Source organism: Variovorax sp. EBFNA2 (assembly GCF_033802765.1).
Taxonomy (GTDB): Bacteria; Pseudomonadota; Gammaproteobacteria; order Burkholderiales; family Burkholderiaceae_C; genus Variovorax; species Variovorax paradoxus_H.
Genome location: NZ_CP138496.1, coordinates 4,931,490 through 4,956,187, shown reverse-complemented (window position 1 = coordinate 4,956,187; position 24,698 = coordinate 4,931,490). Strand labels below are relative to the sequence as shown.

22 protein-coding genes are annotated in these 24,698 nt (G+C 68.1%); 18 read left to right on the top strand and 4 right to left on the bottom strand.

The features are described from left to right. Window positions 1–16: 16 nt before the first annotated feature. The 4 genes from RZE79_RS23340 to RZE79_RS23325 are packed head-to-tail and all read left to right on the top strand — an operon-like array spanning window position 17 to window position 3,958. Window positions 17–760: a CoA pyrophosphatase gene (locus RZE79_RS23340; protein WP_319357043.1), complete on the top strand. Its 744-nt coding sequence runs from the start codon at window positions 17–19 to the stop codon at window positions 758–760. Between the two features lie 58 nt (window positions 761–818). Then, window positions 819–1,820, top strand: coding sequence for a CobD/CbiB family protein (locus tag RZE79_RS23335; protein ID WP_153282550.1), 1,002 nt, complete (start codon window positions 819–821; stop codon window positions 1,818–1,820). A 4-nt stretch (window positions 1,821–1,824) separates the two neighbouring features. Beyond that, the gene (gene hisC, locus RZE79_RS23330; protein ID WP_319357042.1) at window positions 1,825–2,910 is read left to right on the top strand and encodes a histidinol-phosphate transaminase; all 1,086 of its coding nucleotides are present in this window, start codon (window positions 1,825–1,827) and stop codon (window positions 2,908–2,910) included. Window positions 2,911–2,932: 22 nt separating this feature from the next. Further along, window positions 2,933–3,958 carry a hypothetical protein gene (locus RZE79_RS23325; protein ID WP_319357041.1) on the top strand — a complete coding sequence of 342 codons (1,026 nt, stop codon included), beginning with the start codon at window positions 2,933–2,935 and terminating at the stop codon, window positions 3,956–3,958. Window positions 3,959–3,986: 28 nt separating this feature from the next. Here the strand turns inward: RZE79_RS23325 and rsgA are convergent, their stop codons facing one another. Genes rsgA through RZE79_RS23310 form a run of 3 tightly spaced genes read right to left on the bottom strand, consistent with a single transcriptional unit; the run spans window position 3,987 to window position 6,612 of the window. Next, complete coding sequence (gene rsgA / locus RZE79_RS23320) at window positions 3,987–4,946, bottom strand: ribosome small subunit-dependent GTPase A (RefSeq protein ID WP_099791770.1); 960 nt, start codon at window positions 4,944–4,946, stop codon at window positions 3,987–3,989. Between the two features lie 12 nt (window positions 4,947–4,958). Then, window positions 4,959–5,309, bottom strand: a complete 351-nt coding sequence (locus RZE79_RS23315) for a 4a-hydroxytetrahydrobiopterin dehydratase (RefSeq protein ID WP_099791768.1) — start codon at window positions 5,307–5,309, stop codon at window positions 4,959–4,961. A 37-nt stretch (window positions 5,310–5,346) separates the two neighbouring features. Continuing rightward, entirely contained in the window at window positions 5,347–6,612 is a 1,266-nt protein-coding gene (locus RZE79_RS23310) for a M48 family metallopeptidase (protein ID WP_319357040.1), read from the bottom strand. Between the two features lie 62 nt (window positions 6,613–6,674). Between RZE79_RS23310 and orn the strand changes: the two genes are divergently transcribed. The 6 genes from orn (at window position 6,675) to RZE79_RS23280 (ending at window position 13,441) form a co-directional block, all read left to right on the top strand. Continuing rightward, window positions 6,675–7,271, top strand: a complete 597-nt coding sequence (gene orn, locus RZE79_RS23305; protein WP_319357039.1) for an oligoribonuclease — start codon at window positions 6,675–6,677, stop codon at window positions 7,269–7,271. Window positions 7,272–7,521: 250 nt separating this feature from the next. Then, on the top strand, window positions 7,522–9,483 hold the full coding sequence (locus RZE79_RS23300) for a DEAD/DEAH box helicase (RefSeq protein ID WP_319357038.1): 1,962 nt from the start codon (window positions 7,522–7,524) through the stop codon (window positions 9,481–9,483). A 215-nt stretch (window positions 9,484–9,698) separates the two neighbouring features. Next, window positions 9,699–10,772 carry an NAD/NADP octopine/nopaline dehydrogenase family protein gene (locus tag RZE79_RS23295; protein ID WP_319357037.1) on the top strand — a complete coding sequence of 358 codons (1,074 nt, stop codon included), beginning with the start codon at window positions 9,699–9,701 and terminating at the stop codon, window positions 10,770–10,772. Then, window positions 10,762–11,766, top strand: coding sequence for a 3-hydroxybutyryl-CoA dehydrogenase (locus tag RZE79_RS23290; RefSeq protein WP_319357036.1), 1,005 nt, complete (start codon window positions 10,762–10,764; stop codon window positions 11,764–11,766). The genes RZE79_RS23295 and RZE79_RS23290 overlap by 11 nt, the downstream gene beginning before the upstream one ends. Further along, window positions 11,763–12,566 (top strand): alpha/beta fold hydrolase, encoded by an 804-nt coding sequence (locus RZE79_RS23285; protein ID WP_319357035.1) that lies wholly within the window; start codon window positions 11,763–11,765, stop codon window positions 12,564–12,566. The genes RZE79_RS23290 and RZE79_RS23285 overlap by 4 nt, the downstream gene beginning before the upstream one ends. Continuing rightward, complete coding sequence (locus RZE79_RS23280; protein ID WP_319357034.1) at window positions 12,563–13,441, top strand: zinc-binding alcohol dehydrogenase family protein; 879 nt, start codon at window positions 12,563–12,565, stop codon at window positions 13,439–13,441. The genes RZE79_RS23285 and RZE79_RS23280 overlap by 4 nt, the downstream gene beginning before the upstream one ends. On the opposite strand, the gene RZE79_RS23275 is transcribed toward RZE79_RS23280, so the two are convergent. Further along, a complete protein-coding gene (locus RZE79_RS23275) occupies window positions 13,438–13,914 on the bottom strand; it encodes a MarR family winged helix-turn-helix transcriptional regulator (protein WP_099791754.1) in 477 nt (158 codons plus the stop codon). The genes RZE79_RS23280 and RZE79_RS23275 overlap by 4 nt on opposite strands. A gap of 144 nt (window positions 13,915–14,058) precedes the next feature. On the opposite strand from RZE79_RS23275, the gene RZE79_RS23270 reads away from it, so the two are divergent. Genes RZE79_RS23270 through RZE79_RS23235 form a run of 8 tightly spaced genes read left to right on the top strand, consistent with a single transcriptional unit; the run spans window position 14,059 to window position 24,698 of the window. Continuing rightward, window positions 14,059–16,251 (top strand): indolepyruvate ferredoxin oxidoreductase subunit alpha, encoded by a 2,193-nt coding sequence (locus RZE79_RS23270; protein ID WP_319357033.1) that lies wholly within the window; start codon window positions 14,059–14,061, stop codon window positions 16,249–16,251. A 4-nt stretch (window positions 16,252–16,255) separates the two neighbouring features. Further along, the gene (locus RZE79_RS23265; RefSeq protein ID WP_319357032.1) at window positions 16,256–17,761 is read left to right on the top strand and encodes an indolepyruvate oxidoreductase subunit beta family protein; all 1,506 of its coding nucleotides are present in this window, start codon (window positions 16,256–16,258) and stop codon (window positions 17,759–17,761) included. A gap of 22 nt (window positions 17,762–17,783) precedes the next feature. After that, window positions 17,784–18,770 carry a PDR/VanB family oxidoreductase gene (locus RZE79_RS23260; protein ID WP_319357031.1) on the top strand — a complete coding sequence of 329 codons (987 nt, stop codon included), beginning with the start codon at window positions 17,784–17,786 and terminating at the stop codon, window positions 18,768–18,770. A gap of 29 nt (window positions 18,771–18,799) precedes the next feature. After that, window positions 18,800–20,113 (top strand): aromatic ring-hydroxylating dioxygenase subunit alpha, encoded by a 1,314-nt coding sequence (locus RZE79_RS23255; protein ID WP_319357030.1) that lies wholly within the window; start codon window positions 18,800–18,802, stop codon window positions 20,111–20,113. Further along, window positions 20,113–20,601: an aromatic-ring-hydroxylating dioxygenase subunit beta gene (locus RZE79_RS23250; protein ID WP_319357029.1), complete on the top strand. Its 489-nt coding sequence runs from the start codon at window positions 20,113–20,115 to the stop codon at window positions 20,599–20,601. Before RZE79_RS23255 ends, RZE79_RS23250 begins: the two co-directional genes overlap by 1 nt. 10 nt (window positions 20,602–20,611) lie before the next feature. Then, window positions 20,612–22,246 (top strand): AMP-binding protein, encoded by a 1,635-nt coding sequence (locus RZE79_RS23245; RefSeq protein WP_319357028.1) that lies wholly within the window; start codon window positions 20,612–20,614, stop codon window positions 22,244–22,246. Then, window positions 22,243–23,418 (top strand): thiolase family protein, encoded by a 1,176-nt coding sequence (locus RZE79_RS23240; RefSeq protein ID WP_319357027.1) that lies wholly within the window; start codon window positions 22,243–22,245, stop codon window positions 23,416–23,418. The genes RZE79_RS23245 and RZE79_RS23240 overlap by 4 nt, the downstream gene beginning before the upstream one ends. Next, complete coding sequence (locus tag RZE79_RS23235) at window positions 23,415–24,698, top strand: SDR family NAD(P)-dependent oxidoreductase (RefSeq protein WP_192193028.1); 1,284 nt, start codon at window positions 23,415–23,417, stop codon at window positions 24,696–24,698. Before RZE79_RS23240 ends, RZE79_RS23235 begins: the two co-directional genes overlap by 4 nt.

Below are 24,698 nucleotides of genomic sequence, written 5' to 3'. Positions count from 1 at the left end.
CAGGCCGCTTCCTCTCTTGACCTCTTCCACTTCCGCCCCCACGCCCTCTGCCGTCGTCGAACCCGTCAATGCCGTGGTGCCGCCCGCGTTGCTGCAGATCGACCCGCGCCAGGCGCCCTTCGTGGACGGAAGCGATGGTCTGCCGGCAGTGGTGCCGGCGCAGCTGACGGCAACCGCCTTGCGTGCACGCTTTGCCTCGCCGCCCGTGTGGACGCCCGAACTGCGCCGCGAGCCCCGCATGAGCGACCGGGCGCCCGCCCAAGCCGCCGTGCTGGTGCCAATCGTGCAGCGCCCCCAGGGCGCGACCGTGCTGCTCACCGAGCGCACCACGCACCTGTCGACCCATTCCGGGCAGGTCGCGTTTCCCGGCGGGCGCGTCGATCCTGAAGACGCCAACATCCAGGCCGCCGCATTGCGCGAAGCCTGGGAAGAAGTGGGCCTGTCGGCGCAGTTCATCGAAGTGCTCGGCTCCCTGCCGACCTACACGACCGTCACCTCGTTCGTCGTGACCCCGGTGGTCGCGCTGGTGCAGCCCGACTTCGTGCTGGAGATCAATCCGTTCGAGGTGGCCGAGGCCTTCGAGGTGCCGCTGGCCTGGCTCATGGACCCGGCCAATCACCGCCGCCACGCCGTCAGCGCCACCGATGGTGTCCGTCGCACGTGGTACTCGATGCCGTACATCGATGGTCCCCACGAGCGCTTCGTCTGGGGTGCCACGGCGGGCATGCTGCGCAACCTCTATCGCTTCCTGGCTGCCTGAACCTGATGGGGCGCAACCTGGGGCCAAAACCTTCAGGTGCTCTCGCTATCATCGAAGGATGAGCTTCTTTGCCATCCTGTGCGCGTTGCTGATCGAGCAGGTGCGGCCCCTGGGTCCGCACAACCCCGTGTACGGCGGCGTTCTGGCGTGGACGCGCTGGACCAGTCGCAACTTCGATGCGGGCAAACCGCACCACGGATGGATCGCCTGGGGGCTCGCAGTGTTCGTGCCCACGCTGCTGTCGCTGGGCGTGCACTGGCTGCTGGTGCTCACGCTGGGCCTGCCGTTCGCCGTGCTGTGGAGCGTCGCGGTGCTCTACATGACCCTCGGCTTTCGCCAGTTCAGCCACCATTTCACGGACATCCGCGACGCGCTCGACGAGGGCGACGAGCCGCTCGCGCGCTCGCTGCTGGCGCACTGGCAGGGCGTCGATGCCGCCGAGTTGCCGCGCAGCGAAATCGTGCGCCATGTGATCGAGCATTCGGTCATTGCGGCGCACCGCCATGTCTTCGGCGTGCTGGCCTGGTTCTCGGTGCTCGCCGCCCTGGGCCTCGGGCCGGCGGGCGCGGTGTTCTATCGCATGAGCGAGTTTGTCGCGCGCTACTGGGCTCATAAGAACGGCGCACCCGTGCAGCCGTCGAGCGTGGCGGTGCAGGACGCAGCCGAGCGCGCCTGGCATGCCGTCGACTGGCTGCCCGCGCGCATCACCGCGCTCGGCTTTGCCGTGGTCGGCAGCTTCGAAGAGGCGATCGATTGCTGGCGCAACGACGCACGGCGATTCCCCAACGAGAACGACGGCGTGATCCTCGCGGCCACGTCCGGCGCCGTCAACGTGCGCCTGGGCGGCGGCTCGTTGAGTCCGATCCCGGTGGCCGATCCGCTGTCGCGCGCGCAGGCGGGCGAGTCGCCGGGCGTCGGGCGGCGCCTCGACAGTGGCAGCACGCCGGGCCGCGAGCCCGAACCCGGCCATCTGCGCAGCGTGGTCGGCCTGGTCTGGCGATCGGTCGTGATGTGGATGGTGCTGCTGGCCTTGCTCACGCTCGCGCGGCTGCTGGGCTGAGCCCATGACCACGCCGCCCGCACCGGCCTTCTGGAGCCCGCGCATCGGCGCGCTCGAACCCTACGTGCCCGGCGAGCAGCCGCGCATCGCCAACCTCGTCAAGCTCAACACCAACGAGAACCCGTACCCGCCGTCGCCGAGCGCCATTGCGGCAATCCAGCGCGCGGCCGCCGACGGCCTCGAGCGCTACCCCGACCCCACCTCGCTCGCGCTGCGCGAAGCCGTGGCGCGCCGCCACGGTCTGCAGGTCAATGAAGTGTTCGCGGGCAACGGCTCGGACGAAGTGCTCGCGCACGCGTTCTTCGCCTTCTTCCAGCAGGCCGAGCCGCTGCTGATGCCCGACGTGAGCTACAGCTTCTACAAGGTCTATGCCCAGCTCTACGGCATTGCCTGCGAGCAATTGCCGGTCGATGACGGCCTGCGCATCGACATCGATGCGTTCGCGGCGCGTGCGCGCCAAGGCTGCGGCGGCGTCGTCATCGCCAACCCGAACGCGCCGACCGGCATCGGCCAGCCGCTGGCGCGCATCGAGCAGCTCCTGGCCGCGTGTCCTGATCGCGTGGTGCTGGTCGACGAGGCGTATGTCGATTTCGGTGGCGAGAGCGCGCTCTCGCTCATCGGCCGTTACCCGAACCTGCTCGTGGTGCAGACCCTGTCCAAGTCGCGTTCGCTGGCCGGCCTGCGGGTCGGCTTCGCCTGCGGGCAGGCACACCTGATCGATGCGCTCGTGCGGGTCAAGGACAGCTTCAATTCCTACCCGATCGACCGACTGGCCTCCGCGGGCGCCGTGGCCTCGCTCAAGGACGAGGCATGGTTTCGCAAGACGCGCGACCAGGTCGTCGACACGCGCGAAGGCCTGAGCCTGCAGCTCGAAGACCTCGGCTTCGAGGTGCTGCCGTCGCAGGCCAACTTCGTGTTCGCACGGCATCCGCAACGCGATGCGGCCGAGCTGGCCGCCTTGTTGCGCGAGCGTGCCGTGCTGGTGCGGCATTTCAAGCAGCCACGCATCGCGCAGTACCTGCGCATCAGCATCGGCACGCGGGACCAGTGCAGCGCGCTCGTGCAGTGCCTGCAAGAAATCCTGGCCTGAAACCCTGAGAGAAAGCTTGTCGATGTCGCCCCTTCATGCCGACCCGCGCGCCGTTGCCTGCGCATCGTTCTGGCAGGCCTTGAGCGACAAGCTCGAGAGCCTGCAGTCCTTGTCCGGCCACGCGCTCGTGGGCGAACTGAATGCGCTGCTGCAGCCCTTCTTTCCGAACCTGGCGGCCGAAGTGCTGGGCGATCCGCCGGCCTTCACGCTCGTGCTGACAGCACACGGCGCCGAAGACGATTTCGAGGATCTCATGGCGCTGGTGCACAGCGCGCCACCGTTGCCGCAGGTCACGGTGGAGGCCTTCCGGCAGCGCATGCGCGAAGGGTTCAGCATGCGCATGAACGACTTCGAACTGGCCAGCTCGGACGTGCTCGTGAAGCACGAGCCCTACAGGGGGCGGGTGGCGCTGGAGCTCGGCTTTGCCAAGCCCATTCCGATGGACATGCAGGATCACGCGCGCCACATGAGCCTGATCATGCTCGACCACATCCTGGGCGAGTACGACTTCGCGGTGAAGGTCGGTCCGGTCGATCATGTCGAGGCCGATGCGCAAGCGGATTTCGATGGCGTGCCGCTCGACGACTTCGTTCATCTGTTCGATGCCTGCTGGCGCGACGATCTGGGTCACACGGGCGTGTTTCCCGCAGGCGAGCACGGCTGGTCCGGCCTGACCGCGACGCGCACCGCGGAGGACGGCAGCGAGGTCGAAGCGGTCGTCATGCGAAACGATGCCGCAACTGCGCTGCTCGGGCGTGCCGACCTGGGGCACCGGCTCTCGGCCGCTGTCCCCGTCGAATCGGGCGAAGAGCTGGATGAAGCCCGTGTCTACGAAGACCGGCTCACGGCGCTGCTGCAGACGCACGGCGAAGGCTGCTGCACGCACATCGTCTTGGAGGAGGGCGTTCGCACCGTGCACTTCCATGTGGCCGATCCGCAGGTGGCCATTGCGCATGCGCAATCGGTTCAGGAAGCGTTGGAGCTGCCGGTGACGCTCGACCTGGTCTTCGACCCGACCTGGAAGTCGTACCGCACCTGGCTGGCCTGAGCACGGCGGCCAGTCTCTCGATGCGTCGTCAGTAGCGCGTCTGGCTCAGCTCGGCGAACAGCTCGCCGTAGATCCTGTAGCGCGAGGCGCTGATCGGTCCAGGTTGGGTCGGCGTCTCGACGTTCGAAATCACGCCGCAGCCGGGTTCATGCAGGTGGGTGCAGTTGTAGAACTTGCAGTCGCCCGTGTGCTCGGCGATGTCCGGCATCAGGCCGGCGAGTTGCATCGGCTCGATGTGGTTCAGGCCGAATTCCTGGAAACCCGGTGAGTCGATGAGGCCGGTGGTGCGGGCCTCGTCGATCCAGTACCAGGTGGTGCTGGTGGTCGTGTGCTTGCCCGAGTTGAGCGCCTGCGAAATCTCTTGCGTCAGCACGCTCGCACCGGGCACCAGCAGGTTGGTGAGCGTGCTCTTGCCCGAGCCTGATGGGCCGAGCACCAGGGTCGACTTGCCCGCCAGCAGCTTCATCAGCGACGCGTAGTCGGTCTCGCCCGAGGCCTTGAGCGAGAGCGGCAGCACGCCGTGGTGCATGCGGCGGTAGGGCGCCAGCTTGTTCCAGGCGCGCGCAAAAGGCTCGACGAGGTCGCTCTTGTTGAGCGCGATGATGGGCGTGATGCGTTGGGCCTCGGCCGCGATCAGTGCGCGCGCCAGCTGGTGCTCGGAAAACTCCGGCTCGGCCGCGATCAGGATCAGCACATGGTCGAGATTCGCCGCAAACGACTTGGTACGGATTTCGTCCTGCCGATAGAAGAGGTTGCGGCGCGGCAGCACTTCTTCGATGGTGCCTTCGTCTTCGGTGGCCTGCCAGCGCACGCGGTCGCCGACCACGGCCTGGCTTTTCTTGCCGCGCGGGTGGCAGATCAGCCGCTCGCCCGTGGGCGTTTCGACGAGGCAGTGACGCCCGTGGCTGGCGACGACGAGGCCGTCGTGATGCGCCTTCCCCGTGTTGTGCGCAGCAGGGGTGAAGGCGGCGCGGCCCGGCTTAGCCACAGGCGTGCATCCTCATGCGGCGGGGCTCGCAACCAGCGCGTCGGCTTGTCGCGCGCAATCGAAATCGGTGACCGAGAGACCGTTCACGTCGTGCGTGTTGAAGCGCACCACGCAGCGGTTGTAGTGCACCGACAGGTCGGGGTGGTGGTCTTGCGTGTGGGCCACCATGGCCAGCGCGTTCACGAAGGCGATGGTCTCGAAGTAGTTCGCGAAGGTGAAGGTTTTCTCGATCGCGACATCGGCGCCGTCGCCGGTGAGCTTCCAGCCGTCGAGCTGGGCCAGGCCCGAGACGATCTCGGTGGCGCTCAGGGCCTTGCGGGGCGGGAGGTTTTTCCAGTCCTTGGGTTTGAACATGCTGCTCATGGTGCGCTTCGAAGAAGAAAGAAATGGAAGGGGGTGGTCACGCCGCGGTCATGCGCGCAAGGCGCTCGGAGGCGGGCGGATGGGAGTAGTAGAACTTGACGAACACCGGGTCGGGCGTGAGCGTCGATGCGTTGTCCTGGTAGAGCTTGAGCAGGGCGGCCGACAGGTCGGCGCCGCTGGTCTGCGCCACGGCGTAGGCGTCGGCCTCGAACTCGTGCTTGCGCGACAGGCGCGCCGGCAGCGGGGCGACGAAGAAGCTGAACACCGGCACGGCCAGCATGAACAGCAGCAGCGCCAGCGCGTTGTTGGGCGCGGCCGGCGACAGGTTGGGCTGCACGCCCAGGCCCGCGTAGAACCAGACCTGGGTCGAGACCCAGCCCAGCAGCGCAAAGCCTGCCAGGCTCAGCGCGAACATCGCGACCAGCCGCTTCACGATGTGGCGGTGCTTGAAGTGGCCGAGTTCGTGCGCGAGCACGGCCTCGACTTCGCCGGCGTTGAGCTGGCGCAGCAGCGTGTCGTAGAACACCACGCGCTTGCTGGCGCCGAAGCCCGTGAAGTAGGCATTGGCGTGCGCGCTGCGCGTGGATCCGTCCATCACGAACAGGCCCTTGGCCGCGAAGCCGCAGCGCTTCATGAGCGCGGTGACGCGCGCCTTGAGCGTGGGATCGTCCAGCGGCTTGAACTTGTTGAACAGCGGCGCGATGAAGGTCGGGTAGATCAACATCAGCAGCAGGTTGAAGCCCATCCAGGCGCCCCAGGCCCAGAGCCACCACAGCGTGCCGGCCGCACCCATGAGCCACAGGATGAGCGCCGCGATCGGCAGCCCGATCAGCGCGCCGAGCAGCGTCGACTTGAGGGTGTCGGTGAGCCAGAGCTTCCAGGTCATCTTGTTGAAGCCGAAGCGCTCCTCGAGCCGGAAGGTCTGCCACAGCGTGAAGGGCAGCTCCAGCAGCCCGCCGATGAGCGCAAAGGCCGCCAGCAGCGCCAGTTGCTGCAGCATGCCGCCGCCCAGCCACACCAGCAGCAGCTTGTTCAGCAGGTCGAGCCCGCCGAGCAGCGTCCAGCCCAGCAGCAGGGCGGCGCCCCACGCCATCTCGACGAGCCCGAAGCGCGCCTTGGCGATGGTGTAGTCGGCGGCCTTCTGGTGCGCGGCCAGCGTGATGGTCTGCGCGAAGGCGGCCGGCACGGCGCCACGGTGGCGCGCCACGTGGCGCACCTGGCGCGTGGCCAGCCAGAACTTCACGAGCAGGCCCGCGACGAGTGCCGCCGCGAAAGCGAGGGTGAAGAGGAGTGAATAGGACATCATGAAGCGGCGAGTTTAGTCCCCGGTATATCGGGGTGCAGGCCTTCGACGACAATCCTGCGATGCCCGAATCCCTTGACCTGACGCCTCCCGCAGCCGCGCCCATCCTGAAGAAAAGCGACCAGAACCTGGTCTGGCTCGACTGCGAAATGAGCGGCCTCGACCCCGAGAAAGAGCGCCTGCTCGAGATCGCCGTGGTCGTCACCGGCCCCGACCTCACGCCCCGCATCGACGGCCCCGTGCTCGTCATCCACCAGAGCGACGCCGTGCTCGACGCCATGGACGCCTGGAACAAGGGCACCCACGGCCGCAGCGGCCTGATCGACAAGGTGAAGGCCTCCACGCTCGACGAAGCCGCGGCCGAGCAGCAGCTGCTCGAATTCATCGCCAAGTACATCCCCCGCAGCGGTTCGCCGATGTGCGGCAACACCATCGGGCAGGACCGGCGATTCCTGGTCAAGTTCATGCCCAAGCTCGAGGCGTACTTCCACTACCGCAACCTCGACGTCAGCACGCTCAAGGAACTGGCCAAGCGCTGGAAGCCTTCGGCCTACACCGCCTTCAAGAAGCAGCAGGCGCACACCGCGCTGGCCGACGTGCACGAGTCCATCGAGGAGCTGGCGCACTACCGGGAAACCTTCCTGCGATTGGTGGATTGATAACGATTAGGTGAAAACCCGAAGCCGTGCCATAATTGCAAGCTTCGCTGATTTGAACGCGTCTTTGGACACAGATCAGCGTCTCTTGCATCTCCCTATCTTGCACACCGCGCCCGATCGCATTCGCTGATCAAAAAGGGCCGCAGCCTCCGACGAAAGCCGGAAGTTGAATGTCGTTGGATGGTTGATGTTTTTAACCACCAACGGGGCGCCGCCTACGGCAGCGCTCGCGTTTGAGATTGATATCTACATGACCGACGCTTTTGAAGCGCAGGGCGAACTCGCGCCTGTGCAATCCGCTACCCATAACGAATTCACCGCTGTCGCGGAAACCGTGTCCGAGGCGCCGATCCTCGACGCACTGGACGCCGCAGCCCCCGAGGCCGCCGAAGCCGAAGCGCCTGCTGCGCCCAACGGTTTCATCAAGCTGGGCCTCGCACCCGAACTGATCGCCGCCGTGGCCGACCTGGGTTTCACCCAGCCCACGACCGTGCAAGACAAGGTGATCCCGCTCGCCATGGGCGGCGAAGCCGGCCAGGACGGCAAGGCCCGTTTTGTCGACCTGATGGTGTCCAGCCAGACCGGTTCGGGCAAGACCGCAGCCTTCCTGCTGCCCGTGCTGCACACGCTGCTCAAGCGCCAAGCCGAAGCCGAAGCTGAAGCCAAGGCCGAGTTCCAGCGCCTGGCCGCTGAAGCTGCTGCCCGCGGCGAAGCACCGCTCAAGAAGCCCAAGCGCAAGGACCCGACCAACACCCGTCATTTCAAGGCCGCCACCCCCGGCGCCCTGATCCTGTGCCCGACGCGCGAACTCGCGCAGCAAGTTGCACACGACGCCATCGAACTGGTGCGCCATTGCCGCGGCCTGCGCGTTGCCAACGTGGTGGGCGGCATGCCCTACCAGCTGCAGATCGCCAAGCTGCAGAACGCCGACCTCGTGGTTGCCACGCCGGGCCGTCTGCTCGACCTGCAGCGCTCGCAGCAGCTCAAGCTCGACCAGGTCAAGTTCCTGGTCGTCGACGAAGCCGACCGCATGCTCGACCTCGGCTTCTCCGACGACCTGGCTGAAGTCAACCAGCTCACCATCGAGCGCCAGCAGACGATGATGTTCAGCGCCACCTTCGCGCCGCGCATCCAGCAGCTGGCCCAGCGCGTCATGCGCGAGCCGCAGCGCATCACCATCGACAGCCCGCAAGAGAAGCACGCCAACATCAAGCAGTCGCTGTACTGGGCTGACAACAGCCAGCACAAGCGCAAGCTGCTCGACCACTGGCTGCGCGACACCAGCATCAACCAGGCGATCGTGTTCGCCAGCACGCAAGTCGAGTGCGACGGCCTCGCCAACGACCTGCAGCAAGAAGGCTTCAGCGCCGTCGCGCTGCACGGCGCCCTGAGCCAGGGCCTGCGCAACCGCCGCCTGATGGCACTGCGCCAGGGCCAGGTGCAGATCCTGGTGGCCACCGACGTTGCCGCCCGCGGCATCGACGTGCCGACCATCACCCACGTCTTCAACTTCGGCCTGCCGATGAAGGCCGAGGACTACACCCACCGCATCGGCCGCACCGGCCGTGCCGGTCGCGATGGCCTGGCCATCACGTTCGCCGAGTTCCGCGATCGCCGCAAGATCATGGACATCGAGCAGTACAGCCGCCAGCAGTTCAAGGCGGAAGTGGTTGCCGGTCTTGAGCCGCAACAACGCATGCCGCAATCGCGTCCCCCGATGGGCGAGTACCGCGGTGGCCGCGGCGACAACCAGTCGCGTGACCGCAAGTTCGGCAACGGCGGTGCAGGCGGCGGCGGTGGCGGTGGCTACCGCGGCAACAACGGCGGCGGCTATGCCGGCGCCAGCGGCTTCAACGACCGCAACGCACGCGGCCCGGCTCCGAGCCACGGTCACCAAGCCCCGCGCGGCTTCCAGGGCGGCGGCAACAACGCCGGCTTCGGCGGCGGTCGTGACGAAGGCGGCAATGGCGGCGGTGGTGGCGGCTACGGTCGCAAGCCGGGCTGGGGCGACAGCGCCCCGCGCGGTGGCCACGGCCATGGCGGCGGTCGCGGCGACGGTGGCTTCGCGCCCCGTGAAGGCTTTGCACCCCGCGAGGGCTTCGCCCCCCGCGAAGGTTTCGCACCGCGCGGCAACGGCGCCGGTCACGGTGGCCCGGGCAAGGTGTTCGTGCCCCGCGACGCGCAAAAGCGCGCGTTCAAGCCCAGCCGCTGATCTTTCCTGCAAGCGGCCTTGAAAAAGGCTGCTTCTCCCAAAAAGCCCGCGCTTCTCACGAACGCGGGCTTTTTCGTTGTCGGGTTTCCGAGCAGCCCGATTTGCATGAAGTTGGTTGACACCTGAATCGATGAAAAGTAATGTAATAGCGCATTGCTTCTCCCGGGTCCGTTCGCGGCTGCCGGTTCATCGACACCTGTTCTCGACTTTCGATCATGAAAATTGCGATTCTTGGGGGTGGCCACGGCGCCTATGCGGCCGCCGCGGACCTGTCTGAAACCGGCCATGAAGTGCGCCTGTGGCGCCGCGACGCCGCGGCGCTCGAACCCGTCGTGCAAGCCGGCGCGATCACGTTGAAAGATGCCGCCGGTGTGCGCGAGGTGCCCATCGCGCTCGCCACCGCCGACATCGGCGCGGCGCTGAAGGGCGCCGAACTCATCGTCATTCCCACGCCCGCTATCGCCCAGCACGACATCGCGCTGGCCATGGCGCCGCACCTGGTCGACGGGCAGGTCGTGTTCCTGCCGCCGGGCACCTTCGGCAGCTACGTGATGGCGCAGACGGTGAAGGCCACCGGCAACCGCGCCGATGTGGCCTGGGCCGAGACCGGCACCTTGCCGTACCTTGCGCGCAAGCACGGCGAGCGCGAAGTCAACGTCACCATCCGCGCGATCCGCCTGCCCACCGGCGTCTACCCGGCGCGCAAGGAGGCGCAGGCCATCGAGGTGATCCGCCGCGCCTACCCGGCCGTGCACGGCTGCGGCGATGCGCTCTCGGGCGCACTGATGAACGCCGGCCCCGTCATCCACCCGCCGCTGATGGTGATGAACGCCGCGCCGCTGCAGCACTTCGAGCGCTGGGACATTCACAACGAAGGCACGCAGCGCGCCGTGCGCGACGTGACCGACCGGCTCGACCGCGAGCGCATGGCTGTGCGCGAGGCCTTCGGGCAGGGCGCGCCGCACTATCCGCTGGCCGACCACTACAACAACGACCAGTGGATGTACGGCGATGCGCACAAGCAGCTCGTCAAGTCGGGCGACTGGCGCGAGAACATCGACCTGCACACGCACCGCTACATCACCGAAGACACCGAACTCGGCCTGGCCTTCCTGGCCTCGGCCGCGCGCCATGCGGGCGTCGATGCGCCCATCGCCCACGGCCTGCTGGCCATCGTGGGCGGCTTCCTCGGGCGCGACCTGCGCCAGGGCCCGCGCACCTTCGAAAGCCTGGGTCTGGCCAGCCTGAGCGCGACCCAGCTCAAGCAGAGGCTGCACGATGGCGAATGAGCCCGCGCCGCCGCGCTTTGCTGCCGTGGGCGCCGGCCGCATGGGCCGCGGCATCGCCATCGCGTTCGCCTATGCGGGCCATCGCATCGCGCTGATCGACCTGCGCCCGCGCACGCCCGAGGCCTGGCAGCGGCTGCGCGACGAGGCGCAAGCGGAAATCACCGCGAGCCTCTCAGGCCTTGCGCAGCTCGGCGTGATCGATGCCTCGCAGGTCGAGCGCATCGCCGCGCGCGTGGATTTCGTGAATGCAGCAGAAGCACCGCGCGCACTGGCCGCCGCCGAGCTGGTGTTCGAAGGCGTGCCCGAAACCATGGACGCCAAGCGCGAAGCCTTCGAGCACCTCAACCGCCATTGCAGCGACGATGCGATCCTCACCTCGACCACCAGCAGCATCCTCGTGACGCAACTGGCCGCGCTGGTGCGTCGCCCCGAGCGCTTCCTGAACATGCACTGGCTCAATCCCGCGTACGTGATTCCCGTGGTCGAACTGAGCTGCCATCCCGGCACCGATGCCGGCGTGCTCGCACGCACGAAGGCACTGATGGAGGCCATCGGCAAGCTGCCCGTGGTCTGCGGCGCGTCGCCGGGCTACATCGTGCCGCGTCTGCAGGCGCTCGTGATGAACGAGGCGGCCCGCATGATCGAAGAAGGCGCTGCCACAGCGGAAGAAATCGACAAGGCCACGCGCTACGGACTGGGCCTGCGCTTCGCGGCGCTCGGCGTGGTCGAGTTCATCGACTTCGGCGGCTGCGACATCCTGCACCACGCGAGCCGCGAGATGTCGGCCTCGCTCGATGCGGGCCGCTACACCGCGCCGGCCATCGTCGGGCGCATGGTCGAAGAAGGCCGGCTCGGCCTGAAGACCGGCAGCGGCTTCTACAACTACGCGGGCCGCGACACTGCCGCCTACCGGCGCGACGTGCTCTCGCGCACGCTCGGTGAACTCAAGCACGCGGGCCTGTGGCGCGCACCGGCCGACGAGACGCTGTCATGACGATCCGCCGTGCCTTCGCCGACCTGTCGGTGGGGCAGGTGCACCACGCCGTGTGCGGCGACGCGCAGGCACCGGCCGTGCTGCTGTTGCACCAGTCGCCACGCAGCTGGACCGAGTACCGCGAGGTGCTGCCGCGGATCGCCGGCGCGGGCTACCGCGCCATCGCGATGGACACGGCGGGCTTCGGCGATTCGGCCGATGGCGGCGTGCCGGCGAGCATTGCGCAGTGGGCGCGCGTCGCGTGCGAGCTGCTCGATGCGCTCGGCATTGCGCGGGCCGACGTGGTGGGGCATCACACCGGCGGTGTGGTCGCGATCGAACTGGCCGCGGCGTTTCCCGAGCGCGTGCGCAGCCTCGTGCTGTCGTCCACGCCGTACACCGACGAGGTGTTTCGCCGCGCCCGCGCGCAGCGTCCGCCCATCGACGAAGTGGCGCCCAGCGACGACGGCAGCCACCTCGCCGCGCTGTGGCAGAAGCGGCAGGCCTTCTATCCGCCGGGGCGTCCCGATCTGCTCGAGGCCTTCGTGCGCGATGCGATGAAGGTCGGTCATCGTGTTGAAGAAGGGCACCGCGCCGTGGCCTCGTACCGCATGGAAGAGCGCATCAGCCGCGTGACGCAACCGACGCTCATCGTGCGCGCCACGCTCGACCCTTTTGCCGCACCGCATGCGGCAGAGTTGCTGCATCACCTGCCGCAGGCGCGCATCGTCGACATCGACGGCGGCATGGTGCCCTTGCCCGACCAGATGCCCGAGGCCTTCGCGCGCGCGGTGCTCGAATTTCTGGGGACGCGGCCATGAAGGCGGTTCGCATCCATGGCTTCGATGCGGTGCCGGTGCTCGAAGACCTGGCCGAGCCTGTGGCGCGATCCGGCCGCACCCTCGTGCGCATGCAGGCCGCGACCGTCGGCCACATCGACCGCACCGTGTGGCAAGGCCGCTTCCTGCGGCATCCGCCGCTGCCTTACACGCCGGGTGTGGAAGCCGCGGGCGTTGTCGTCGCGAGCGAGCGTTATGCAGAGGGGCAACGCGTGTGGTTGCGCGGCAGCGGATTGGGCACGCTGTTCGACGGCACCTGGTGCGAGCTGATCGATGCACCCGACGACGCACTCGGTGTGTTGCCCGATGCGGTGTCGATGGCGCTCGGCGCGGCGTTCTTCTCGCCCACCACATCGGCGTGGGTCGCCTTGCATGAGGTCGCCCGATTGAAGGCTGGAGAGCAAGTGCTGGTGACGGGCGCAAGCGGCGCGGTGGGTTCGTTGGTGATGCAGTTGGCACGCGATGCCGGCTGCACCGCAACGCCGGTCGATCCGAAGGCCGTGCCGCCTGAAGTCGCCAGCGCCGACCTGCTCATCGACACCGTCGGCGGCGACGTGCTCGCCACCGCCTTGCCTGCCGTGCGCCCCGGCGGTCGCGCCGTGCTGATCGGCTACACCGCCGGTCCGACGCTGCAGCTGGACATCGCGCACTTCCTGCAGCGTGACGTGGCGCTGCTGCCGCTCAACATGTTCAGGCGCGAAGCCGCAGGCCGCGCAGCCGCTCCCGAGTTGCTTGCGCGCCTGGCCGATGGCCGCCTGCACCTCGACGTGCAGCCCTTCGCGCTCACCGATGCAGCCCTCGCGCTCGACTGGATTGCGCAACGTGGCCATCGCGGCCGCGCGGTGCTCGTGCCTTAGTCTTCGTCGGGTACCTCGACCGGCACATGCACGTGCAGGTCGATCATCTGCCGCAGCGTCTGCTTGAGCTCTTCGGCGCGTCGCAGGCCGAAGGGTTCGAGCACACGGCGCTCGTGTTCGCGCGCCAGTTCCATCAGATGCTCGACTGCTTTCAGTCCCGCGGGCGTGATGCGCACCAGCGTGATGCGGCGATCACTTTCATGGGGCAGGCGTTCGACCTGGCCGCGCGCTTCCATGCGGTCGAGCAGCCGCGTCACTGTCGGCTGCTTGGTCACCGTCACCTGCGCGAGCTGGCCGATGCTGACTGCGTCGCTGCCCGCCAGCGACGCCATCACGCGCCACTCCGACACCGAGAAACCCTGCTGCCGCGCCACCTCGTGGAACTCCGAAGAGATCAGCTGGCTGGCCTGCGCAAGCAGCGCGGGCAGGTAGTCGTCGACGAAGCGATGCGTTTCCTTGAGCGGTTCAGACATGACGGTGCCTCCTGTTTGCCGCAGGCATGCGGATTGCATGGCTAGGGTAATTCATGATTGTGGATACATTCATTTCTAAACATTATAGGAACCGTGATGTGACCCCGGGGCCGCATCCTCCCACGAGAAAGAAGAAGGACATCCATGGCTGAGCGTTCGTTCGTCGAAGAAGTCAAGAAGCTGCGACTTACTGGTGGAGAAGTGTTCCGCGGCGAAGGCATTCTGGCCGTCACCAAGGCCCTGCTGGAGTCGGGCGTGTCGTATGTGGCGGGCTACCAGGGCGCTCCTATCTCGCATCTGATGGATGTGCTGGCCGATGCGCAAGACATCCTGGCCGACCACGGCATCCGCTTCGAGAACAGCGCCAGCGAAGCCACTGCCGCTGCCACGCTGGCCGCCTCCGTCAACTACCCGCTGCGCGGCGCCGTCACCTTCAAGGCGACCGTGGGCACCAACGTGGCCTCTGATGCATTGGCCAATCTGGCCTCGGGCGGCGTCACCGGCGGCGCGCTCATCATCGTGGGCGAGGACTACGGCGAAGGCTCGTCGATCATGCAGGAGCGCAGCCATGCGTTCGCCATGAAGTCGCAGATCTGGCTGCTCGATCCGCGGCCCAACCTGCCGAGCATCGTCGATGCGGTGAAGACCGGCTTCGATCTCTCGGAGGCCAGCAACACGCCCGTGATGCTGCAGCTGCGCATCCGCGCCTGCCACGTGCACGGCCACTTCATCGCGGGCGACAACAAGCGCGCCAAGTTCACCTTGAAAGAGGCGCTGGAGAACCCGCAGCGCGACGTCAGCCGCATCGTGCTGCCGCCCGCGAGCTTCGTGCACGAACAAGAGAAGGTGAAAGACCGCTGGCCCGCCGCCGTGCGCTTCATCGAGGAGCGCCAGCTCAACGAGTTCTTCTCCGAAGACGCCGACGACATCGGCATCATCGTGCAGGGCGGCAGCTACAACACGCTGCTGCGTGCGCTCGAACGCCTGGGCCTGGCCGACGTGTACGGCGAGACCCGCGTGCCGCTGTACGTGATGAACGTGGCCTATCCCGTCATCGAGAGCGAAGTCATCCGCTTCTGCGAAGGCAAGCGCGCCGTGCTCATCGTGGAAGAAGGCCAGCCCAACTTCGTCGAGCAGAACCTTGCGACCATCCTGCGCCAGGCTGGCTCCGCCACCGCGCTGCACGGCAAGGACATGCTGCCCATGGCCGGCGAATACACGACGCTCGAACTGCTCAAGGGCACGCGCACCTTCTGCGAGCGCTACGAACGCCTCGCGCCGCTTCCCGTGCCTGCACCGGTGCGCAAGGTGATTCCGCTGAAGGAAGTGGCGGCCATCGGCGTCGACGATGCGCCCGAGCCCGCGCAGCTGTCGAGCGCGCTCGGCGACGTGGTGCATTCGCGCCCGCCGGGCTTTTGCACCGGCTGCCCCGAGCGCCCCATCTTCAGCGCGATGAAGCTGGTCGAGCGCGAACTCGGTGCGCACCACGTGAGCGCCGACATCGGCTGCCATCTGTTCTCGATCCTGCCGCCCTTCAACATCGGCAACACGACGATGGGCTACGGCCTCGGCGGCGCGGGCGCTTCGGCACTCAACGCACCGGCCGGCAAGCGCGCGATCTCGATGATGGGCGACGGTGGCTTCTGGCACAACGGCCTGACGAGCGGCGTGGCCAACGCGGTCTTCAACAAGAGCGACAACCTCACCATCATTGTCGACAACAACTACACCTCGGCCACGGGCGGGCAGGACATCCTCTCGTCGACCGCCGTCAACAAGACGCGCAGCACCGGCCACGAAATCGAGCGCGCCGTGCGCGGCGTGGGTGTCGAATGGGTGAAGACGATCCGCCGCACCTACGACGTCGCCGGCATGCGCGACGCGCTGAAAGACGCACTCACCACCACGAAGAAAGGCCCCAAGGTCCTCATCGCCCAGTCGGAGTGCATGCTCAACAAGCAGCGCCGTGAGAAGCCGCTGGTGCGCAAGGCCATCGCCGACGGCAAGCGCATGGTGCGCGACAAGTTCGGCGTCGATGCCGACACCTGCACCGGCGACCACTCGTGCATCCGCCTGTCGGGCTGCCCCTCGCTGTCGATCAAGCCCAACCCCGATCCGCTGCGCATCGACCCCGTCGCCACCGTGCTCGACAGCTGCGTGGGCTGCGGCAACTGCGGCGACGTCTCGCACGCCGCCGTGTTGTGCCCCTCGTTCTACAAGGCGCAGGTCGTGAGCAACCCGACGGCCTGGGACCGCTTCCGCCAGCGCGTGCGCAGCACCGTCATCGGCTGGCTGCAGCGCGGCGACGCGCGCCGCCGTGACGCCTATGCCTTCTGACGCCATGACGAACACCGTTCAACCCATCAAGATCGCCATCCTCGCCATGGGCGGGGAGGGCGGCGGCGTGCTCGCCGACTGGATCGTCGACATGGGCGAGGCCAACGGCTACGTCGCCCAGACCACCTCGGTGCCGGGCGTGGCCCAGCGCACCGGCGCGACCATCTACTACGTCGAGCTGTACCCCGATGCGCAGGCGCACGCCGACGGCGGACGCCCCGTGCTCGCGCTGATGCCGCTGCCGGGCGATGTCGACGTGGTGCTCGCCTCCGAGCTCATGGAAGCCGGCCGCGCGGTGCAGCGCGGGCTGGTCACGCGCGACCGCACCACGCTCATCGCCTCCACGCATCGCGTCTTCTCCATCGCCGAAAAGAGCGCCATGGGTGACGGCCGTGTCGACAGCGACCAGCTGCTCGCCCACACCGCGCGCGCCGCCAAGCGCTTCATCCGCTTCGACATGGCGCAGGCCGCCGAAGCCTCGGGCAGCGTGATCAGCGCCGTGCTGTTCGGCACGCTCGCGGGCTCGGGCGTGCTGCCCTTCGGCCGCGCGCAGTTCGAAGCCACCATCGAGCGCGGCGGCGTGGGCGTGAAGCCTAGCCTCAAGGCCTTCGGTGCGGCATTCGATCGCGCACAGGACGGCGACGACGGCGAACCCGCCAAGGTGGCACCGGCCGCCACGCCCGCACCGCAGCCGCGCCACCCGGCCGTGCGCGCGCTGGTCGAGCGCGTGCAGCGCGACTTTCCGCTGCCCGCGCAAGACTTCCTGCTCGAAGGCGTGCGCCGCCTCATCGACTACCAGGACCTGGCCTACGCCGGCCTGTACCTCGATCGCATGGCCGCCATTGCCAAGCTGCCCGACGACGCCCACCGCCTGCTGCGCGAAACCGCACGCCACCTCGCGCTGTGGATGTCCTACGAAGACACGGCCCGCGTTGCTGCCCTGAAGACCCGCGCGACCCGCTTCGAGCGCGTGCGCGGCGAGGCCGGCGTGCAGCCGGGCCAGGTGCTCGCCATCCACGAGTACATGCACCCGCGCCTGCAGGAAATCTGCGAGACGCTGCCCGGCGGCATCGGCCGCTGGCTCATGCACTCCACCTTGCCCAAGAAGATCGTCGAGCGCTTCACGCAGCACGGCCGCGTGATCCGCACCAGCTCGCTGCGCGGCTATCTGATGCTGCGCACCGTGGCCGCGATGAAGCGCTGGCGCCGCTCGACGATGCGCTACGCCGACGAAAGCCGCCGCATCGAAGAGTGGCTGCAACGCATCGCCGCCACCGCGCAGCGCAACCCCGCGCTTGCCGTCGAACTCGCCCAGTGCCAGCGCCTCGTCAAGGGCTACAGCGACACGCACGAGCGCGGCCTGCGCAACTACGACACCGTGATGCGCGCGTTCGAACGTGCCGGTGCCGCGCTGGCGCCTGCCACCTTGCGCGAACTGCGCGACGCCGCGCTCGCCGACGAACACGGCCACAAGCTGCAAGCCGCGCTGGCGCAGCACGCCCTGGCCTGAAGAGACGAAGGGACCCCGCCCCATGACCGCCCCCACGCTCCAGCTTCGCGTCGCCGAAGCGCGCGCCCTCAACCCGCTGATCCGCCTGCTGCGCCTGCGCGCCGAAGACGGCCGCGCGCTGCCCGGCTTCGCCGCCGGTGCGCACATCCGCGTGCAGGTGACGCTGGCTGACGGCACCACCGACTGGCGCCACTACTCGCTCATCAACTTCGCGACCGAGCGCAACGCCACCAACGCCCCGACCGACTACGTGATCGCCGTGCGCAAGGAGGCCGAAGGCCGCGGCGGCTCGCGCTTCATGCACGAAGGGCTGGCCGAGGGCAGCGTGCTCACCATCGAGCCGCCGAAGAACGACTTTCCGCTGCACACCGGCCCGGGCGGCTCGGTGCTGGTGGCCGGCGGCATCGGCGTCACGCCGCTCGCCTCGATGGCCGCGCGCCGCCGTGCCGAAGGCGCTGCCGTGCGCATGCACTACGCCGGCCGCAGCCGCGATCTCATGGCCTTCCTGCCCGAGCTGCAGGCGCTGCTGGGCGACGACCTGCGCGTGCATGCCGACGCCGAGGCCGGTGCACCGCTCGACATCGACGCGCTGCTCGACGGCGCGCCCGCCGGCGACCGCCTCTACGTTTGCGGCCCCAAGGTCATGCTCGATGCCGTGCTCGCACGCACCCAGGCCCGCGGCTGGGAACACGACCGCGTGCACTTCGAGCTCTTCACCGAACCCGTCGTGGAGGAGGGCGACCAGCCCTTCGAGGTGGAGCTTGCCCAGTCGGGTCAGCGCTTCACCGTGCCGGTCGGCCAGAGCATCCTCGACTGCCTCATCGAACACGGCTGCGACCCGATGTTCGATTGCAAGCGCGGCGAATGCGGCGTGTGCGCCGTGCCCGTGATCGAGGGCGAGATCGACCACCGCGACTACGTGCTCACCGCCCGCGAGAAGGCGGAAGGCACCGTCATGCAGATCTGCATCTCGCGCGCCAAGGGTGCGCGCCTGGTGCTCGACCTCTGAAGAAAAGCCAGGAAGGAGCCAGGAGAACCATGCCTTCGTACCGAGACAACCCCGATGCCGTTCGCGCGCTCGTGCAGAACGACCGCGTGCACCGCGACCTGTACATCAGCCAGGACCTCTTCGCGCTGGAGCAGGAACACTTCTTTGCCAACACCTGGAACTACGTCGGCCACGAGAGCCAGCTGCCCAAGCCGGGCGACTGGATCACCAACGAGATCGCGGGCCGCCCGCTGATCGTCGTGCGGCACAGCGACGGCAGCGTGCGCGTCATGATGAACCGCTGCGCCCACAAGGGCTCGCGCCTCGTGAACGGACCCTGCGGCAACACCGGCAAGTTCTTTCGCTGCCCGTACCACGCCTGGACCTTCAAGACCGACGGCGCGCCGCTGGCCATTCCGCTGAAGACCGGCTACGAGCACACGCAGCTGCACGAATGCGAGTCGGGCAAGGGCCTCACGCCCGTGAAGCACGTGCGCAGCCACCGCGGCTTCATCTTCGTGAAGATCAACGATGCGGGCCCCGACTTCGAAGAGTACTTCGGCGATTCGCTCAGCTCGATCGACAACATGGCCGACCGCTCGCCCGAGGGCGAACTCGAAATCGCTGGCGGCTGCCTGCGCTTCATGCACCAGTGCAACTGGAAGATGTTCGTCGAGAACCTCAACGACACCATGCACCCCATGGTGGCGCACGAGTCGTCGGCCGGCACCGCCAAGCGCATGTGGGCCGACAAGCCCGAAGACGAACCCAAGCCCATGGCCGTGGAGCAGTTCGTGCCCTTCATGTCCGACTACAAGTTCTTCGAGGACATGGGCATCCGCACGTACGACCACGGCCACAGCTTCACGGGCGTGCACTTCAGCATCCACAGCAAGTACAAGGCGATCCCCGCCTACGACGACGCCATGAAGGCGCGCTACGGCGAAGAAAAAACGGCGCAGATCCTGGGCATGGCGCGGCACAACACCGTGTACTACCCGAACCTCACGATCAAGGGCGCGATCCAGGCCATTCGCGTGGTGAAGCCCATATCGGCCAACCAGACGCTCATCGAGAGCTGGACCTTCCGCCTCAAGGGCGCGCCGCCCGAGCTGCTGCAGCGCACCACCATGTACAACCGCCTCATCAACTCGCCGTTCTCGGTGGTGGGCCACGACGACCTGCAGGCCTACCGCGGCATGCAGGCCGGCCTGCACGCCAGCGGCAACGAGTGGGTGAGCCTGCACCGCGACTACGACGAATCGGAACTCAAGGGCGGCGAGATCACCACGGGCGGCACCAACGAGCTGCCCATGCGCAACCAGTACCGCAGCTGGGTCGAACGCATGACGGAGACGATGTAATGGGCACCGTCAACATCACTCGCCAGGACCTCGTCGACTTCGTCGTCAACGAGGCACGCCTGCTCGACACCCGCCGCTACGAGGAGTGGAACGCGCTCTTCACCGACGACGCGTTCTACTGGATTCCGCTCGTGCCCGAGCAGGAAGACGGCCTCAACCACACCTCGCACCTGTACGAAGACAAGCTGCTGCGCGAGCTGCGCATCGAGCGCCTCAAGAGCCCGCGCGCGTTCTCGCAGCAGCCGCCCAGCCGCTGCCACCACCTGCTGCAGGTGCCCGTGGTCGAGACCTTCGACACCGAGGCCCAGCGCTTCGTGGTGCGCACCGAATTTCACTACACCGAATCGCAGGGCGACGAGCTCCAGTTCTACGTCGGCACCTTCTTCCACCACCTCACGGTGCAGGACGGCGCGCTGCGCATGACGCTCAAGCGCGTCGACCTGCTCAACTGCGACGCGGCCCTGCCGGCCGTGCAGCTCTTCATCTAGCAAGGACGCGATGACCCACGCCACCGTCCACCAGGTGTTCGCCGCGACTGCCGCGCGCACGCCGCAGGCCGAATTCCTCTTCACCGAATCGGTGACCGCCGCCGCCTACGGCATCGCCGCCGGTGCCATCCGCTGGGGCGAAGCCGCCGCAGAAATCGAACGGCTGCGCACGGCCTACGCGCAGGCCGGCTACGGCCACGGCCACCGCGTCGGCGTGCTGCTGGAGAACCGGCCCGCCTTCATCTTCCACTGGCTCGCGCTGAACGCGCTCGGCGCGAGCGTGGTGCCGATCAACGCCGAAATGCGCTCGGCCGAGCTGGTCTACCTCATCGGCCACAGCGAGATCGGCCTGGCCGTCACGCTGCCCGAGCGCGCCGCCGACCTGCAGGCCGCTGCCGCACAGGCCGGCGTGGCCTTCGAGACCATGGGCCCCGACGACACCGTGCCGCCCGCGAAGACCGCCGCGCCGCGCGCCGGCGAGCCCCTTGGCACCGACACCGAATGCGGCCTGCTCTACACCTCGGGCACCACCGGCCGGCCCAAGGGCTGCATCCTGAGCAACGCGTACTTCCTGCGCGCGGGCGAGTGGTATGCCGCGCTCGACGGCGTGTGCAGCATCCGCCCCGACGCCGAACGCGTGATCACGCCGCTGCCGCTCAACCACATGAACGCGATGGCGTTCTCGACCATGGTGGTGCTGGTGGCGGGCGGTTGCCTCGTGCAGCTCGACCGCTTCCACCCGAAGAGCTGGCTGGCCAGCGCGAAGGAAAGCGGCGCGACCATCGTGCATTACCTGGGCGTGATGCCCGCGATGCTGCTGTCGGCCCCCGCGTCGCCGGCCGACCGCGACCACGCGATCCGCTGGGGCTTCGGCGCCGGTGTCGACCGCAAGAACCACGCGCCCTTCGAAGAACGCTTCGGCTTCCCGCTGGTCGAGGCCTGGGCCATGACCGAGACCGGCGCGGCCGCCTGCATCATGGCCAATCGCGAGCCGCGCCTCGTGGGCACGAGCTGCTTCGGTCGGCAGGAAGACTTCGTCGAGATCCGCCTCATGGGCGAAGACGGCAGCGACGTGGGCACCGACATGCCCGGTGAACTGCTGGTGCGCTCGGCCGGCGCCGACCCGCGCCGCTACTTCTTCTCCGGCTACCTGAAAGACGAAGAAGCCACGCGCGAAGCCTGGGCCGACGGCTGGTTCCACACCGGCGACCTCGTGCGCCGCGACGCCGACGGCAATTTCTTCTTCGTCGATCGCAAGAAGAACGTGATCCGCCGCAGCGGCGAGAACATCTCGGCCGTCGAGGTCGAGAGCGTGCTCAACCAGCACCCGGCCGTGAAGACCTCGGCCGTGGCCGCCACGCCCGATGCGGTGCGCGGCGACGAGGTGCTCGCCTGCATCGTGCTGCGCGAAGACACCGGTGCGGCGCAGCGCGAAGCGGTCGCGGCCAGCATCGTCCAGCACGCGCTCGCGCAGCTGGCGTACTACAAGGCGCCCGGCTACGTCGCTTTCGTCGAGGCGCTGCCGCTCACGCCCTCGCAGAAGATCCAGCGCGGCCAGCTGCGCGAGATGGCGCAGACGTTGCCGGGCCAGGGCCATTGCATCGACACGCGCTCCATGAAGAAACGACAAGTGGGGCAGGCATGACCAAGCGCAACCGGCTTTCCTACGAAGGCGTCGCGGTCGCGGTGCCCGTCACCGTGCCCTACGTGCGCTACTCCACGCGCACCGCGCACTGGTTCGTCGGCCAGGCCATCGACGCGCTGGTGCAGGCCAGCGGCGTGGCCAAGGAACAGATCGACGGCCTGTGCCTGAGCAGCTTCTCGCTCTCGCCCGACACGGCCGTGGGCGTCACGCAGCACCTGGGCCTGTCGCCGCGCTGGCTCGACCACATGCCCACCGGTGGCGCCTCGGGCGTGATGTGCCTGCGCCGCGCGGCGCGCGCCGTGCAGGCGGGCGATGCCGACATCGTCGCCTGTGTGGGCGCCGACACCAACCACGTCGACTCCTTCCGCCAGACGCTGGGCAGCTTCAGCAACTTCGCGCGCGACGCGAGCTACCCCTACGGCTCGGGCGGCCCGAACTCGATCTTCGCGTTCATCACTGCCAACTACATGCGCACCTACGGCGCCACGCGCGAAGACTTCGGCCGCATCTGCGTGGACCAGCGCACCAACGCGCTGGGCAACCCGAACGCCATGTTCAAGAAGGGCCTCACGCTCGACGAGTACATGGCCGCGCGGCCCATCTCCGACCCGATCCATCTGTTCGACTGCGTGATGCCCTGCGCCGGTGCCGACGCCTTCCTCGTGATGAGCGAGGAGCGCGCACGCGACCTGGGCCTGGCGCACGTGGTGATCCGCGGCGCCATCGAGCGCCACAACGCCTACGCCGAAGACCCGGTGATGGTGCAGGGCGGTTGGCGCATGGACCGCGACGACCTCTACGCGCAGGCCGGCGTGCAGCCCGCGGCGCTCGACTTCGTGCAGACCTACGACGACTACCCCGTCATCGTGATGATGCAGTTCGAAGACCTGGGGTTCTGCGAGAAGGGCGAAGGCTCGGCCTTCGTGCAGGCCAACACCATGACCTTCGACGGCAGCTTTCCGAACAACACCAGCGGCGGCCAGCTCTCGGCCGGGCAGGCCGGTGCGGCGGGTGGCTTCCTCGGCATGGTCGAGGCGATCCGACAACTGACCGACCAGGCCGGCGCGCGCGCCGTACCCAACGCCCAGCTGGGCCTTGTCGCCGGCTTCGGCATGGTGACCTACGACCGCTGCCTGTGCACAGGCGCCGTCATCCTCGGGAGACCCGCATGACGATGCCGATGATGCGCCCCCCGCGCAAGAACCCGGTGCTGCGCACCCGGCAGATGAACCTGCCGCCCGGCGCGCGCGGCCGTGTCGCGCTCGGCCTCACGGCCGCTGCCGCCGAAGGCCGCTTCGAGCTGCAGACCTGCGAAGACTGCGGCACGGTGCAGTACCCGCCGCGCGAGGTCTGCCACAAGTGCCTGTCGTCGGCGCTGCGCTGGCGCGCACAGAGCGGCGAGGGCGCGCTGCTCGGCAGCACCACGCTGCACCACAGCAACGACCTGTTCTTTCGCGAGCGGCTGCCCTGGCGGCTGGGCCTGGTGCACCTCGACGCCGGCCCGACGCTCATGGTCCACCTGCACGGCGAGGTCGGCGAGGCGCCACAACGCGGGCAACCCGGAGGGGACGCGCTACCGCGCGTCCGTGTCGGCGCCCGGCTCGACCGCGCAGGCCAGGCCGTTCTCATTGCTTTTCCGAATGAAGGGAGTCCCCACATGGCCGACGACAAGATGCTGCGCGAAATGACCAGCGACCCGAAGTTCCGCAAGGTGCTGGTGACCGACGGCAAGACCGAAACGGGCCAGGCCATCGTGCGTGCGCTGGTGAAGGCCGGTGCCGACATCGTCTGGGTCGGCCATGCCGAACCGTGGAAGAAGATGGGCGACGGGCTCGACGACATCTCGGCGCTGCCGCAGGTCACGCTGGTGCCGCTCGACCTCACCAACGGCCGCCAGGTGACCGAGCTGGCCGGCTCCATCGGCGGCAAGGTCGACATCGTGATCAACAACGCCGAGGTGCACCGCACCTTCGGCATCGGCGCGCGGCGCGGCACCGACGTGGCCAAGGCCGAGATGGACATCAACTACTTCGGCCTGCTGCGCCTGGCGCAGGAGTTCGGTCCCGCGCTCAAGGGCCGCTCGGCCGATGGCGAGACGGGCGCGACCGCGTGGGTCAACCTGCTGTCGATCTACGCGCTGAGCAACTTCCCGCCGCACGGCACCTTCAGCGCCTCGAAGGCGGCGGCGCATTCGCTCGCGCAATGCCTGCGCGCCGAGATGCGGCCCGCCGGCATCCGCGTGATCAATGTGTTCCCCGGCCCCATCGACGACGAATGGAACCAGCACACGCCGCCGCCCAAGCTGGCGCCCACCGCACTGGCCAACGCCATCGTCAAGGCGCTGCGCGACGGCGTGGAAGACGTGTACCCGGGCGACGTGGCGCAGGAGTGGCTGGAGCGCTGGCGTGACAACCCCAAGGTGCTCGAACGCGAACTCGCGGCGGGCGGCTGA

Coding starts and splice junctions, on each gene's coding strand:
- RZE79_RS23315 (WP_099791768.1), bottom strand. CDS start 5,309: ATGAGCAGCATGTTCAAACCCAAGGACTGGAAAAACCTCCCGCCCCGC.
- RZE79_RS23310 (WP_319357040.1), bottom strand. CDS start 6,612: ATGTCCTATTCACTCCTCTTCACCCTCGCTTTCGCGGCGGCACTCGTC.
- RZE79_RS23265 (WP_319357032.1), top strand. CDS start 16,256: ATGACGAACACCGTTCAACCCATCAAGATCGCCATCCTCGCCATGGGC.
- RZE79_RS23245 (WP_319357028.1), top strand. CDS start 20,612: ATGACCCACGCCACCGTCCACCAGGTGTTCGCCGCGACTGCCGCGCGC.
- RZE79_RS23335 (WP_153282550.1), top strand. CDS start 819: ATGAGCTTCTTTGCCATCCTGTGCGCGTTGCTGATCGAGCAGGTGCGG.
- RZE79_RS23280 (WP_319357034.1), top strand. CDS start 12,563: ATGAAGGCGGTTCGCATCCATGGCTTCGATGCGGTGCCGGTGCTCGAA.
- RZE79_RS23285 (WP_319357035.1), top strand. CDS start 11,763: ATGACGATCCGCCGTGCCTTCGCCGACCTGTCGGTGGGGCAGGTGCAC.
- RZE79_RS23275 (WP_099791754.1), bottom strand. CDS start 13,914: ATGTCTGAACCGCTCAAGGAAACGCATCGCTTCGTCGACGACTACCTG.
- RZE79_RS23290 (WP_319357036.1), top strand. CDS start 10,762: ATGGCGAATGAGCCCGCGCCGCCGCGCTTTGCTGCCGTGGGCGCCGGC.
- orn (WP_319357039.1), top strand. CDS start 6,675: ATGCCCGAATCCCTTGACCTGACGCCTCCCGCAGCCGCGCCCATCCTG.
- RZE79_RS23250 (WP_319357029.1), top strand. CDS start 20,113: ATGGGCACCGTCAACATCACTCGCCAGGACCTCGTCGACTTCGTCGTC.
- RZE79_RS23295 (WP_319357037.1), top strand. CDS start 9,699: ATGAAAATTGCGATTCTTGGGGGTGGCCACGGCGCCTATGCGGCCGCC.
- RZE79_RS23270 (WP_319357033.1), top strand. CDS start 14,059: ATGGCTGAGCGTTCGTTCGTCGAAGAAGTCAAGAAGCTGCGACTTACT.
- RZE79_RS23300 (WP_319357038.1), top strand. CDS start 7,522: ATGACCGACGCTTTTGAAGCGCAGGGCGAACTCGCGCCTGTGCAATCC.
- RZE79_RS23235 (WP_192193028.1), top strand. CDS start 23,415: ATGACGATGCCGATGATGCGCCCCCCGCGCAAGAACCCGGTGCTGCGC.
- hisC (WP_319357042.1), top strand. CDS start 1,825: ATGACCACGCCGCCCGCACCGGCCTTCTGGAGCCCGCGCATCGGCGCG.
- RZE79_RS23325 (WP_319357041.1), top strand. CDS start 2,933: ATGTCGCCCCTTCATGCCGACCCGCGCGCCGTTGCCTGCGCATCGTTC.
- RZE79_RS23260 (WP_319357031.1), top strand. CDS start 17,784: ATGACCGCCCCCACGCTCCAGCTTCGCGTCGCCGAAGCGCGCGCCCTC.
- RZE79_RS23255 (WP_319357030.1), top strand. CDS start 18,800: ATGCCTTCGTACCGAGACAACCCCGATGCCGTTCGCGCGCTCGTGCAG.
- RZE79_RS23240 (WP_319357027.1), top strand. CDS start 22,243: ATGACCAAGCGCAACCGGCTTTCCTACGAAGGCGTCGCGGTCGCGGTG.